Annotated in this window: 9 protein-coding genes; 5 read left to right on the top strand and 4 right to left on the bottom strand. The window is 57.2% G+C overall.

The genetic code is table 11. From position 1 onward, the window contains the following. The first annotated feature begins 67 nt into the window (after nucleotides 1-67). Nucleotides 68-1,402, top strand: a complete 1,335-nt coding sequence (locus QMM04_RS07910) for a carbohydrate porin (RefSeq protein WP_021509317.1) — start codon at nucleotides 68-70, stop codon at nucleotides 1,400-1,402. Nucleotides 1,403-1,517: 115 nt separating this feature from the next. On the opposite strand, the gene yegD is transcribed toward QMM04_RS07910, so the two are convergent. From yegD to QMM04_RS07895, 3 genes are all read right to left on the bottom strand, one after another. Further along, nucleotides 1,518-2,870: a molecular chaperone gene (gene yegD / locus QMM04_RS07905; protein ID WP_282995953.1), complete on the bottom strand. Its 1,353-nt coding sequence runs from the start codon at nucleotides 2,868-2,870 to the stop codon at nucleotides 1,518-1,520. A gap of 75 nt (nucleotides 2,871-2,945) precedes the next feature. Further along, a complete protein-coding gene (locus QMM04_RS07900; RefSeq protein WP_125309716.1) occupies nucleotides 2,946-5,510 on the bottom strand; it encodes a diguanylate cyclase in 2,565 nt (854 codons plus the stop codon). 342 nt (nucleotides 5,511-5,852) lie between these two features. After that, nucleotides 5,853-6,464: a phosphatase PAP2 family protein gene (locus QMM04_RS07895; protein ID WP_021509320.1), complete on the bottom strand. Its 612-nt coding sequence runs from the start codon at nucleotides 6,462-6,464 to the stop codon at nucleotides 5,853-5,855. Between the two features lie 229 nt (nucleotides 6,465-6,693). Here QMM04_RS07895 and udk point away from each other — a divergent pair, with 229 nt between their 5' ends. The 3 genes from udk to asmA all read left to right on the top strand — a co-directional run bounded on the left by udk (nucleotide 6,694) and on the right by asmA (nucleotide 9,893). Next, on the top strand, nucleotides 6,694-7,332 hold the full coding sequence (gene udk, locus QMM04_RS07890; protein ID WP_010615887.1) for a uridine kinase: 639 nt from the start codon (nucleotides 6,694-6,696) through the stop codon (nucleotides 7,330-7,332). A 120-nt stretch (nucleotides 7,333-7,452) separates the two neighbouring features. After that, nucleotides 7,453-8,034 carry a dCTP deaminase gene (dcd, locus tag QMM04_RS07885; RefSeq protein ID WP_021509321.1) on the top strand — a complete coding sequence of 194 codons (582 nt, stop codon included), beginning with the start codon at nucleotides 7,453-7,455 and terminating at the stop codon, nucleotides 8,032-8,034. Between the two features lie 59 nt (nucleotides 8,035-8,093). Next, a complete protein-coding gene (gene asmA, locus QMM04_RS07880; protein WP_282995952.1) occupies nucleotides 8,094-9,893 on the top strand; it encodes an outer membrane assembly protein AsmA in 1,800 nt (599 codons plus the stop codon). Nucleotides 9,894-10,010: 117 nt separating this feature from the next. Here asmA and QMM04_RS07875 read toward each other — a convergent pair whose 3' ends face one another. Next, a complete protein-coding gene (locus QMM04_RS07875) occupies nucleotides 10,011-11,579 on the bottom strand; it encodes a TerC family protein (RefSeq protein WP_021509323.1) in 1,569 nt (522 codons plus the stop codon). Between the two features lie 789 nt (nucleotides 11,580-12,368). Between QMM04_RS07875 and wbaP the strand changes: the two genes are divergently transcribed. Continuing rightward, the gene (gene wbaP, locus QMM04_RS07870; protein ID WP_282995951.1) at nucleotides 12,369-13,802 is read left to right on the top strand and encodes an undecaprenyl-phosphate galactose phosphotransferase WbaP; all 1,434 of its coding nucleotides are present in this window, start codon (nucleotides 12,369-12,371) and stop codon (nucleotides 13,800-13,802) included. Nucleotides 13,803-14,069: the final 267 nt, after the last annotated feature.

The following is a 14,069-nucleotide window of genomic DNA, read 5'->3' as shown; positions in this document are numbered from 1 at the left end:
AATTGACATAACCTCAGCATTATTCTCTGCCCGTTCCTCTCCGGAAATTCACAGAAGAATAATCATCATGAACAGAAAAAAAGCAGTGCAGCATATGCCTCGCCTGGCAGCGGGCACCCTGATGTTTGCTATGTTGAGTGCGTCGGCGGTGGCAGCCGATGCGTTCAGCTACGATTCCCCCTATATGTTTGGCGACTGGGGCGGTAACCGAACGCAGCTGGAAAACGACGGCGTGAAGTTCGACGTTAACTACACCATGGAGAGTGCCTCGAACCTGGGCGGCGGTGCCGATACCAACACCTCGATGCGCTACAGCGATCAGTGGGCGTTTGGCCTGAATCTTGACCTGCAAAAACTGCTCGACTGGCAGGATGCGCAGTTCCAGATGACCATTACCGACCGTAACGGTCGCAATATCTCCGATCAGGTGGCAGACCGCCGTACCGGCATGCTGTCATCGGTGCAGGAAGTGTACGGACGTGGCCAGACCTGGCGTCTGACGCAGTTCTGGCTCAGCAAAGGGCTGTTTGATAACACCGTCAACCTGAAAGCCGGTCGCGTCACCGTCGGGGAAGATTTCGACAACTTCGACAGCAAGTTCCAGAACCTCGCATTCGGCAGCGGCCAGGCGGGTAACTGGCGCGGCGACCGCTGGTTTAACTGGCCGGTTTCCCAGTGGGGCGGCCGCGTGAAGGTTAACTTCACGCCGGAAGTGTTCTTCCAGGTGGGCTTCTACAACCAGAACAGTGCCAACTACGATCGCGGTGACGGTTTCCGTCTGGACACCAGCAACTCCGAAGGCAATCTGGTGCCGGTGGAACTGGGCTGGAAACCGACCTTCGGGCCGGCCAACCTGCCGGGTAACTACCGCATTGGTTACTACTACTCGTCTGCCAACGGCGATAACTACGGCAGCTGGCGCGATGGCGCTTATCAGAGCAAGGATCACGCCTACGGCGGCTACGTGCTGTTACAGCAGCAGCTGACCGCGCAGGGCGGCGATGCCAGCCGGGGTCTGGGCGTGACGGTGCAGGCGGTGATGAACGATCACAAAACCTCGAAAACCGACAACTATCAGTCGATCAGCTTTACCTGGAAAGGGCCGTTTGATGCGCGTCCGCAGGATGAGATTGGCGTCGGCGCGGCGCGTATTCACGTCAACAGCGCGTATACCCGTTCGCTGCGTCAGCAGAATGATGCCAACGGCGAAACTGATTTCGACAGCCCAACCTATCTGCCGATTCAGGATGGTTCCGAGTACAACTACGAGGTTTATTACAATGCGCAGCTGACCAAATGGCTGCAGCTGCGTCCAAACCTGCAATACGTGGTGGCACCGGGTGCGGTGAGCGAAGTGAAAGATGCGTTTGTGGGTGGGATCAGTGCGAACGTGAATTTCTAATCTGGCAGAATGTGTGACTTTTTCCTCTCCCTTTGGGAGAGGGCAGGGTGAGGGGAAAATCGCACGGAGCTGTCTGGCCCTCACCCTAACCCTCTCCCGCAAGCGGGAGAGGGAATTATCTGAACATCACTTCGGCCCAGCGCGCCAGGCCGGCGGTGACCGAGCCGAAATCATCGCCGCTGGCGATGGGCGTGTCGGGCAGTGCCTGCTGCAGCGCGGCGCGCAGGATCGGCGAACGGGCGCTACCGCCGGTGAGGTAAATCACCTCCGGACGGGTGTCACAACTGGCCAGCGCCAGCTGCACCTGCTCAAGAATGCGCGCCAGCGGCTGGTTGATCGCCTCTTCCAGCTGCGCGGCACTGATCTCCACCTGCAGCGTTTGCGCAATAAACGCCAGCGAGGCCGCGGTCTCGCGCTGATCGGAGAGCGCAATCTTGCTCTCTTCCGCCGCGCGCACCAGCCGGTAGCTCAGCTTCTGCTGCCATACTTTCAGCAGATGCGCGACTTTATCGCCCTGTTCGGCATCACGCACCAGATCGCGCAGCAGCTTGCCGCTGGCGGCCGAGTAGAAGTCGCTTTGTGCCGGCACATCGTTAACCGCCACCGCGTTCCACCACGGCAGGGCGGGCAGGGCAGTGCCCTTCAGCGTGTTACCGCCCAGACCGAGCAGCGGCATCAGCGTTTTGAACGCCAGCATAATATCGAGATCGTTACCGCCGACGCGGCAGCCGCTGTGGCCAAGCAGGCTGGCACGGCGATCGGACTGATTACACCACTGCGGACCCATCAGCAGCATAGAGCAGTCGGTGGTTCCGCCGCCGATATCCACTACCAGCACGCGTGTCTCCTGCTGCAGCGTGGCTTCAAACTCCAGACCGGCGGCAACCGGCTCGAACTGAAACTCGACGTCGCGGAACCCGGCACGCTGTGCAGCACGCAGCAGAATGCCCTGCGCCTGTTGGTTGGCGTCTTCACCGCCCAGCCCCTGGAAGTTGATTGGCCGGCCAATCACGGCCTGATCAATCGGTTGATCGAGCTGGGTTTCACCCTGCTGGCGAATGTGCAGCATCATGGCGCACACCAGATCTTCAAAGAAGGCGATCTGCTGGGGCTTCAGGCCGCTGGCGCCGAGGAACGACTTCGGCGATTTGACGAACCACACCTCTTCCGGATCGACCATATAGTGCTGCAGCGCGGTCAGACCAAACTGCACGCTGGCGGGCGTTACCTCGATATCCTCTTCGCGGTTATAACGCAGCGCGCGCTGCAGCAGCGCGGTGCTTTCGCTGTCTGGCGTGCGGACCTGATGGTGGCGGTGCAGCCATTCACTGATGGCTTCGCGCGTGGGCGCGCAAATCATGGAGGGAAGCAGGCGCTGACCGTTTTCCAGGGTCAGTAACCGCGGTGTGCCGCTATCCGTTACCGCGATGGAACAGTTAGCCGTGCCGTAGTCGAATCCGATAAACATTGTATCCCCCATGCCAGAAAAAAGGGGGCGACTTTAGCGCAGCCAACGCGGGCTGGCAATGGGCAGCGCCGCAGTTTATCCCTGAACTTCCTGGTAAACCTGATACTGGCCGCGCCCGGCGTGTTTGGCGCTGTAACAGGCGACATCGGCCTGCGACATCACCACATTGCTGATGCAGTTATGCTGATCGATTTGCGTGATACCTGCGCTGGCACCGACGTGATACGGCCGGTCCTGCCAGATAAAGGTAAAGTCATGCACCGCGCTGACGATGCCCTGCACCACCTCGCGCACCTGGTCAACATTGCTGTAGGGCAGCAGCAGGCCAAATTCGTCACCGCCGAGGCGCGCCAGCACATCGCTATTGCGCAGGTGCTGTTGCATGAGATCGGCCAGTGCGCGCAGCAGCGCATCGCCAGCGGCATGGCCGGCGGTATCGTTGACCGCTTTAAACTTATCCAGATCGATAAACACCAGCACGTGCTCGCTGTGATGCGCGGCGGCGTCATTCACCAGTCGCTTCAGCTGCTGTTCAAAGCTGTGACGGTTCGGCAAACGCGTCAGCATATCGTGAGAGGCGCTGTAGCTCAGGCGTTTCATCATGCGGCGCGACTCGCTGACGTCATGAATGACCATTACGGCACCAATGTCGCTGCCGGTCAGGGTTTTCAGCGGCGTGATGCTGTAGTGAATCTCGACCTGGGCACCATCCGGGGTATGCAACACCAGCTCTTCTTCCAGGTCCGGTGTGGTTTTGCTGGCGGGCAGGCTGCACAGCAACAGATTCTCCACGCGCGGCCCCTGCGCGCCACGCGTAATCGTCAGCAGTTCGCTCAGCGCCACGCCAGCCGCTTTCGCCTGCGGCCAGCCGCTCAGCGTCTCGGCCACCGGATTCATGAAGGTCACGCGCATCTCATCGTCAGTACAAATCACCGCTTCACCAATCGAGTCGAGGGTGATGGCCATGCGTTCCTTCTCCTGGAACAGCGCTTCATTCAGCGTGCGCAGCGAGGTGATGTCCTGACAAATGCCCAGCATGCGTTCGATCTGCCCATCCTTGCTGATGATGCTATTGGCCTCGGAGCGCACGTAGCGCACGCCCTGCGGCAGATTGATGCGGTACTCCAGCTGGAAGGCGCTGCGGCGTTCAATCGCCTGCTGAATGGTGAGCGCGGCCGCTTCACGTTCCTGAACATCGACCAGATGCAGCCACAGGTCGTAGCTCGGCACCCGGTGCGGCTCCAGCGCAAATAACTCGTACATGCGCTTGTCCCATAACATCTCGCCGTTTAGCAGGTTCCACTCCCACACGCCGATGCCGCCCGCTTCGTTGGCCAGCGTGATGCGCTCCATCAGCCGCTGGTTGACCTGCTCGCTCTGCTTCAGCTCGGAGATATCCACAATCTGCGCGATAAAGTAGAGCGGTTGCAGCCGCGCATCACGCACCATTGAGACCGTGAGGCGCGCCCAGACGATCTCGCCATCTTTGCGGAAATAGCGCTTCTCCAGGGTATAGGTCAGGATCTCACCGGCGATCAGCCGCTCCAGCTGCTGCAGGTCGCTGTTGAGATCGTCCGGATGGGTGATCTGCTGGAAGGTGAGTTTTTTCAGCTCTTCCGCCGCGAAGCCCAGCGTGCGGCACAGCGACTGGTTGACCTGCTGCCAGCCGCCTTCCGGCGATACCAGCGCCATGCCGATGGCGGAATACTCCATGGCGTTGCGGAAGCGGGTTTCGCTTTCGCTGATGTGGTGCTTTTCACGCTGGAAGGCATCCATCACCAGCGACATCACGTGGCTCGGCAGCAGCACCAGCAGAAACGGCAGCCAGGTGCTGACCTGGCCGAGCAGCAGATCGTTGCGCGCCAGGTTGACCCAGTCGAGCGCCAGCAGCAGCGAGATAAAGCTGGCGTTGAGGAAAAACAGCAGAAAGGCTTCGAATTTGGGCAGGCGCACCGCGCACCAGAACAGAATCACCACGATAAAGGTAAACGGCCACGGCAGGAAGCGCAGCGCCAGATAGCTGGCCAGCAGCGTGACCATCAGCGTGAGCAGCGTCTCCAGCTGACGTTCCGGCGTGATCAGCTGGCGCAGCGGTTTATCAGGCCACAGCAGCAGCACCGGACCGAAGGCCAACACGCCAATCACTTCGGAGATCACCCATGTGGAGAAAAACGGCAACGAGGCGTGGCCGTCAACGTGCAGCATCCATAGCGCCACGACGCCGCCCAGCAGCGGCGCGATTAGGCCCGCAGCCAGCGCAAAGCGTATCCAGTCGGCCAGTGAGTTGAGCGGGGCTTTGCGGTCGAGCAGCGCGCGCAGCATCAGCCCGCCGAGGATGGCCTGCACCATATTAAGGATGGCGAATTTGACATTGCTCAGGGCCGGGCCGATCACCAGCAGATTGGCCAGCGCCGTGCCGAGCACGCAGCTGGCCAGCAGCAGCGGTACCTGTCGCGAGGGGGCGCGGAACACCACGACGGTCATTAACGCGGTGGAGTACCAGAGCGGGGAAATGCGGCCGCTGACAACAATCAGTTCCAGACAGAACAGCGTAAGTAAAAATGCCAGCGCGCAAAGCAGCAGGGCGCTGAGCCACTTTTTTTGCGGATTATCCTGCGAGGTTGTTATCTCAAGAGTCATGCACGAATCCAGCAGCGCGCATTGATTACTCGAAGAAAAATGCGCCAGTCAATCTCTTAATCCATGCTAGCACATCTGTCAGATATCTTTGTGCGGAAATGTTTTTTTGCGGCCTGCATCCAGGTGCGCATAAATGCGCACCCGACAAAAACGGTGAAATCTGCTGGCAGTATCGCGCCTGTTGGATCTGCAGGGATTCAGGTAAGGACACGACAAATTGCACGATTTGTAGCGGCGCGATTTATCGCGCAATAAATTGCGCCGCTACCGTATGTGCAATCATTTGTGAAACGTGTTCAAAACGTAATGGACAGACCTTACACCCTTTACCGCGCAACGCACTCAGCGAAACAAATCGGCGCGGGTGAAGGGCTTTTCCAGCCCGGCGAGGTCAGCGGAAAAACGCTCGAGGAACTGCTGGGTGGTGGCGACGCGGCCGTGGCCCATCAGCAACAGCGGAATCAGAAATGCCACTGCCACCTGCACCACGCTAAAACCCTTCAGCGCGGTGCGACGCTGGCTCAGCAGGAACGCGCTGCTCAGGGTAAAGCCCAGCATCAGTCCGGCCAGCACTTCACTCACCGAGTGCGCATGGATCACCAGGCGCGATAATCCCACCATCAGCGGAATCAGATAGCCGATACCGATGGTCAGGGCGCGCCAGAACGTAGGCCAGCGGCCGGAAATCAGCCACATCATCACCGGCCACAGCGTCGCTGACATCGCGCTATGGCCGCTGAAACCAGTAAAGTTGTAGCGCGCGCTGCCAATGCCGAAGCCGAGAAACATAATCTTCGAGATGCTGACCAGCAGGCCCGCCAGGCCAAACGCCAGCAGCCAGTACCAGACGGTGCGACGGTTATCGCTTTTCCACGGCAGCACCAGTGCGATGATCACCGCAGTGGGGATCAGCAACATACTGTCGCCGAAATAGGTCAGGGTTCTCCAGCTCATACTTTTCCTTGCAACGACTATCGGGCTCCCGCCAGTCACACGGCGGGCAGAGAAACAGTGTATCGATTAAGCCGCTGGCTGCAAAACGGGATAGTCTGAAAAGGCGGCGCGCCGGTTTTCACTGGCATCAACCCGGTGAAATCCCTATAATTGCCGCCAACTAACCCTCTCAATCGGCCTGTTTTTGTGCAGACAGAAACCGGCTCCAGTTATCAGGTCTTAAAAAAGTATGACTGACAAGTCTCATCAGTGCGTGATCGTTGGCATTGCAGGTGCATCCGCATCCGGAAAAAGTCTTATTGCCAGCACGCTCTATCGTGAAATCCGTGACCAGGTCGGTGACGAGCATATCGGTGTGATCCCCGAAGATGCCTACTATAAAGATCAAAGCCACCTCACCATGGAAGAGAGGGTGAAAACCAACTACGACCATCCGAGCGCGATGGACCACGATTTGCTGCTGCAGCATCTGCGCGCGCTGAAGGCTGGCGAAGATATCGACCTGCCGGTTTACAGCTACGTTGAGCACACCCGCACCGACGAGTGTATTCACCTGAAGCCGAAGAAAGTGATTATTCTGGAAGGGATTCTGCTGCTGACCGATGCACGGCTGCGCCAGGAGCTTAACTTCTCGATCTTCGTTGATACCCCGCTGGATATCTGCCTGATGCGCCGTATGAAGCGCGACGTCAACGAGCGCGGGCGCTCGATGGACTCGGTGATGAGCCAGTACCAAAAGACCGTGCGCCCGATGTTCCTGCAGTTTATTGAGCCTTCCAAGCAGTATGCCGACATCATTGTGCCGCGTGGTGGTAAAAACCGCATCGCCATTGATATCCTCAAGGCCAAAATTAACCAGTATCTTTGACGACGCCTGTCCGGTTCAGCAGGACCGGAACGGGACACCGTGCGTCCGGATGGACGTGACGCGAACGGTTTGTCACAACCTGACCACCTTTCGCTACACTTAAATCATGGAGTTTCTGCGATGAGATTATGCGATCGCGATATTGAAAGCTGGCTGGACAGCGGCAAGCTGGCCATCGATCCCCGTCCGCCGGTTGAGCGCATCAACGGTGCTACCGTGGATGTGCGCCTCGGTAACCAGTTCCGAACCTTTAGCGGCCACACCGCACCGTTTATAGATTTGAGTGGTCCAAAGCATGAAGTGAGCGCGGCGCTGGATCGCGTGATGAGCGATGAGATTGTGCTGCCGGAAGGCGAAGCGTTCTTTCTGCATCCGGGTGAACTGGCGCTGGCGGTGACGCTGGAATCCGTCACCATTCCCGACGATCTGGTGGGCTGGCTGGATGGCCGCTCGTCACTGGCGCGCCTCGGGCTGATGGTGCACGTTACCGCGCACCGTATCGATCCGGGCTGGCAGGGCCGTATCGTGCTGGAGTTTTACAACTCCGGTAAGCTGCCGCTGGCGCTGCGTCCCGGCATGCTGATTGGCGCACTGAGCTTTGAACCGCTGTCCGGGCCGGCGGCGCGTCCTTACAATCGCCGCGAAGACGCCAAATATCGCGGGCAGCAGGGCGCTGACGCCAGCCGTATTGATAAAGACTAACGTTTCTCCTGGAGTGATTTCGCGCCAGCGGCCTGAAATCTGACGGTGATGAGGATGCAATGAGAAGACTGATAACCACGCTGGCCATCCTGTTAGTGGTGGTCGTAGCGGGCATGACGGCACTGGTATTGCTGGTCAATCCCAACGACTTTCGTACCTATATGGTACAGCAGGTAAAACAGCGCAGTGGTTATCAGCTTGAAGTGAGCGGCGACCTGCGCTGGCACGTCTGGCCGCAGCTCAGCATTCTGGCGGGCCGCATGAGCCTGACCGCGCCCGGCGCCAGCCAGCCGATGGTGACCGCTGACAATATGCGTCTGGACGTCAATCTGTGGCCGCTGCTGTCGCATCAGCTGAGCGTCAGTCAGGTGATGCTGAAAAACGCGATTATTCGCGCTACGCCGGACAGCGCGGTGCAGAAACCGCAGGGCGCGCCGATTGAGCCGGGCGACAGTGAACCGGCCATCGCAGCCAGCAATGGCTGGACCTTTAACATCAGTAAACTGCGCATTGCCGATAGCCTGCTCATCTGGCAGCAGCCGGGCGGTGACGAGTACAACTTCCGCGATCTCAACCTCAATCTGAATCAGGACGATAACCGGCAGGCCAGCGTTGAGCTGGCGACACGCGTGTCCCGCAATCAGCGTAATCTCAGCCTGAACCTGAAAGGGCAGATGGACGTGGCGCACTATCCGCACCGTATCAGCGGCCAGCTGGATGAGCTGGATTACACGCTGGACGGCGCGAACCTGCCGCCGCAGGGCATTAAAGGGACGCTGAGCGGGCAGGCGCAGTGGGATGGCGACCAGCAGCAGTTTGCGCTGAACAAGCTGCAGTTAACCGCGAACGACAGCGCCCTCGACGGCAGCGCTGAGGGCCGGCTGGCCCTGCCGCAGCAGCTCAACCTCGCGCTGCACGCGACCTCGCTCAATCTGGATAACCTGATGGCCAGCGCGCCCGCCAGCGATAACAGCACCACGCAGCAGGCTAACGTGATGCGCACGCCGGTGATCGCTGAGCCGCGCGCGCACAATAATGCCGACTCGCCGCTCAACAGCATGGATTTACAGCTGACGCTCGAAGCTGACAGCAGCGTGTGGCGCGGTCTGACGCTCAGCAATCTGCAAATTGACGCCCGCAATCAGCGCGGGCTGCTGACGCTCAACAAGCTGCAGGGCAAATTTGGTGACGGCCACTTTTCCATTCCCGGCTCGGTGGATATCCGTCAGCCGGTCACGCAGGTGGCGTTTCAGCCGGAGCTGAGCAGCATTGCCATTGCGCCGCTGCTTAAAGCGCTGGAACTGCCAGCTTCGCTGCAGGGCACGGTCTCGCTCAAGGGCGACATCAGCGGTGCCGGGCTGAGCGTGGCGGAGGCGAAACAGAACTGGCAGGGCAATGCAGAACTGGAAGCGACTAATCTGCAGCTGGCGCAGCTGAATTTACAGCAGATGGTGCGCCGCGCCGTGGCGCGCGTCAGCAATCGCGTCAGTAACGATCAGCCGGATGATCAGGGAATTGAACAGTTAAGCGGGCGCATCAGCCTGAAGCAGGGCAACGTCACGCTGCCGGATCTGCAGGGCGGCAGCAGCCGGCTGGCGCTGCAAACCCACGGCAACGTGGATGTGGTGAAGCAGCAGCTGGATGTCACCATTAATATGATTCTGCGCGGCTGGCAGGGCGACGACCGGCTGGCGAAAGTCCTCAACGGCCAGCCGATTCCGCTGCGCATGTACGGTAACTGGAACAACCTGCAGTATTCGCTGCCAGTGGATGATGTGGTGCGCCAGCAGTTGCAGGGCGAAGCCAAAACGCGCCTTAATCAGTGGCTGGATAGTCAGAAGTCTGCACCGCGGCAATAAAGCCCGATGCCGGTGCGCATGAATGCGCACCCTACAAAAACCGATGCTTTCCGTGTAGGGTCGCCATTTATGGCGACCAGCTAAGCAACACGCGATAAATCACGCCCCGGCACCGGGTTAAATAAACGGTGCGGGCGCGACCGGCACAATCTCGACTTTTTGCACCCGATGGTTCTCCACCTGCAGGGTGCGCAGCAGATAATCCCCGACGCGCAACTCCTCACCTTCGGCCGGCACGTGCTGCAGGCTATCCATCAGCAATCCCGCCAGCGTATGGTAATTGCGCCTCTCGTCGAGCGGCAGCGCCACATACAGCGCTAAATCTTCCAGCGGCATATGGCCGTTGGCGATCCAGCCGCCATGTTCCGCAGGCTGAATATCGTAACGGGCATCAATCTCTTCCCCTTCATTGGGCAGGTTGCCGGCGATGGTCTCCATCACGTCGCTCAGCGTTACCACGCCTTCCACCGAACCAAACTCATCCACCACAAAGGCAAAATGGGTGCGCGCATGGCGAAACTGCTCCAGCGCCTGCAGCAGGGTGACGCGCTCGGGAAATACCAGCGGCTGGCGGATCAGCGCACGCAAATCCAGCGATTTACTGTGCAGCGACTGATGCAGCAGATCGATCACATGCACCACGCCCAGCGGCTCCCGTCCCTGTTCGGTGATCAGCAGGCGCGTATGCTGGTTGCGGTCGAGTTTATCCATGATCGACTGCGGGTCTTCGCTCAGATCGATGTGCTCGACGTCATGGCGTGACGTCATGATGCTGTTGATTTGGCGTTGACCCAGGCCCAGCACGCGCATGATCATGCGCCGCTCCTGACGGTTAAACAGCGCTGCGCCCTGGTTATCGCTCAGCAGCGATGCCGTGTCGGCATCCAGATCGGCGCGCTGCGCTTCACCGCGCAGAATGCGCAACACGGCTTCGGCAGTGCGCTGGCGCAGCGGTCGTCCGGCGGTAAGAAAACGGCGGCGATTAAACAGCGCCAGCTGGTTAAAGATCTCAATCACAATCGAGAAGCCAATGGCCGCGTACAGATAGCCTTTGGGGATGACGAAGCCGAAACCCTCTGCCACCAGACTAAAGCCGATCATCAGCAGAAAGCTCAGGCAGAGAATCACAATGGTAGGATGGCCGTTAACGAAGCGCGTCAGCGGCTTGCTGGCCAGCAGCATTAACAGGATGGCGATGGTCACGGCGATCATCATCACCGGCAGGTCGTTGACCATACCGACGGCGGTAATGACGGCATCAAGTGAAAAGATGGCGTCCAGCACCACGATTTGCGCCACCACCGGCCAGAATTTAGCACCGCTGTTATTTTGACCCGATTCCTCGTCGCTGCCCTCCAGCCGGGCGTTCAGTTCGGTGGTGGCTTTAAACAACAGGAAGATACCGCCGCCCAGCAGCAGCAGGTCGCGTGCGCTGAAGCTGTGCTGGAGGAGGGTGAACAGCGGTTGGGTCAGCGTAACCAGCCACGACAGCGACGCCAGCAGCACCAGCCGTGATACCAGCGCCAGCAGCAGGCCGAACACCCGCGCGCGGTCGCGCAGCGTCGGCGGCAGCTTCTCCACCAGGATGGCAATGAAAACCAGGTTATCAATACCCAGCACCAGCTCAAGAACGATTAGCGTGACTAATCCTGCCCAGAGCGACGGATCGATGATCCACTCCCACATACTTTCATCACCATAATGTCTAAAAATGAGCTTAGTCTGATGATAGTTAATCGTCAGACAGGGTACAAATACGCCCCGGCCGCGCGGATGTCGCGGGCTGGCGGCTTATTAGGATTAATCTTACCTTGTTCAGCCGGGCGATAAGTGAAAAGTATGGATAAACATCCTGTGTGGATGAAGACCACTATTTATTCTTATCCAGCGGCAAAAGCGTACATTTTTAATGCGACTAATCTGAAGGCGGGTATCGAATTATTCTGAATTTTGGCGTGAAATTGCCTGGCGGGGCTGGCATCAATACTTATGGCTGGTAGTCTTTTTCCTAAAATAGTGCAGGGAACACGGGGCCTACTTGTAAACAAGCCAGTAATAACTAGTATAGCAACGTGTTAGTAAATGTCTGCGCCAATGTTGTTAATAGCGCGCTGTTTAGCTTCTTAATGTTGTGAATTGTGATCGTGCACGGGTTAAGGCGGGTATTTCCCGGCGTGGCGACAAAGCGCGGACAAAAAATAGGGTGTTGTAAGCGGTATTGGCAGCGACAGCCAAGGGCGGTAGCGTGCCTGACGTGGTTTTCACAGGTTAAGAATTGTCTGGCCTTGCGGCAAAAGGAAGTCAGACTAATCTGTTGGTATTTATCACAATTTTCTTGCTTAACTGGAAAGAGAATTGGCCTAAATGCCGGGGAGTTCGCCGCAGTTTGTCTCGCTGGTTTAGTTAGTGCATCGCTCATTAATTACTCAGGCTTAGGCGTTAGGGATTAAGGGAAATAAAATAAAAGAGTCAAATATGCGCGATAATGAATTTACATATAAAAGTCTCCTCACTAAAATTTTACTGGCGTGCTCGGATTTAATTTGTTTCAACGCGGCATTGTTTATTGCACTGGCGTTGATTAATTCGTTCACTAACTCTCCACTGGCAGATATTTCTGAAAAATACCTGAATTTAAAAGTTGCCACCCACGTCTGTCTTTCGGTTATTTGTACCGGCTGGTTCTGGGTTCGCCTGCGTCATTATACCTATCGCAAGCCGTTCTGGTTCGAGTTGAAAGAGATCTTTCGTACCATTCTTATTTTCTCTGTCATCGATTTGTCAATTTCGGCGTTATCGCAATGGCAGATGTCACGCTTTGTTTGGGTCATTACCTGGATTCTGGCGTTGATTTTAATTCCGATTGCCCGCGCTATTTCAAAACGCGTGCTTAACCACTTCGGCATGTGGAAAAAACAAACCATCATCATTGGCAGCAGCCGTAATGCCCAGGAAGCCTGGCAGGCACTGCAAAGTGAAGAGGTGATGGGTTTTGATGTGATTGCCTTTTTCGACGTTGATGGCAGTTGCCCGCAGGCCAGCATCTCTGGTGTGCCAGTCCTGCACAACGAGCAAGAGTTATGGCAACTGACGCACAGTGAGACGCAGTTCATTGTGGCAGTGGAGTTTGAACAGAGTCAGCATCGTGACAACTGGCTGAAAATGCTGGCCATGCATAACTGCCGCTCCGTCTCTGTGATTCCAACATTACGCGGCGTACCGCTGTACGGTACCGATATGGCTTACATCTTTAGCCATGAAGTGATGATTCTGCGCGTAAATAACAATCTGGCGAAACGCACTTCGCGCTTCCTGAAACGTGCCTTCGACATTGTTGGCGCACTCGGCATCATCATTGCGCTGTCGCCGGCGCTGCTGGTTCTCGGTTTTATGGTCGGACGCGATGGCGGCCCACCGATTTACGGTCATGAACGTGTTGGTCTTAATGGTCGCAAGTTCAAATGCCTTAAATTCCGCTCGATGGTCATCAACTCGAAAGAGGTGTTGGAAGAAGTGCTGCGTACCGACCCGGTCGCGCGTGCGGAGTGGGACAAAGATTTCAAACTGAAAAACGACCCGCGTATTACCAAAGTTGGCCACTTTATCCGAAAAACCAGTCTGGATGAGCTGCCGCAGCTGTGGAACGTGGTGCGTGGCGACATGAGCCTGGTGGGCCCACGTCCCGTGATTGAAGATGAACTCTGTCGTTATGCCGGTGATGTTGATTATTACCTGATGGCGAAACCAGGCATGACGGGATTGTGGCAAGTCAGTGGTCGTAACGACGTTGACTATGAAACGCGCGTCTATTTCGATTCGTGGTATGTCAAAAACTGGTCGCTGTGGAATGACATTGCGATTCTGTTTAAGACAGTAGGTGTCGTACTAAAACGTGACGGCGCTTATTGATAGAACGTAGGGCAGGGGACGAAATCATTATCCCCGTCTGAAATGCCGGTGTTGGGAGTGCCCATTATCCAGCCTGAATAGAGTGAGGTGTTTCAGTTGTCTGGAGATTCACCCACTTTAATTGATGTCGTCCTAAGGCACGGTGACAACATAAAACCAAGGGAGCAAATGATAATGACCCACAGTTTCAGTGTTTAACCCGTCAGGTTTTATTTTTTATAAGACGCTACACAGCGGCGTTTTCGCCTCTATCAATCATTAACTGAT

The organism is Pantoea sp. Pa-EAmG (genome assembly GCF_030024295.1).
Lineage (GTDB): Bacteria > Pseudomonadota > Gammaproteobacteria > Enterobacterales > Enterobacteriaceae > Pantoea > Pantoea dispersa.
The sequence above is the reverse complement of the archived record's forward strand: the minus strand, read 5'-3'. Positions and strand labels throughout refer to the sequence as shown.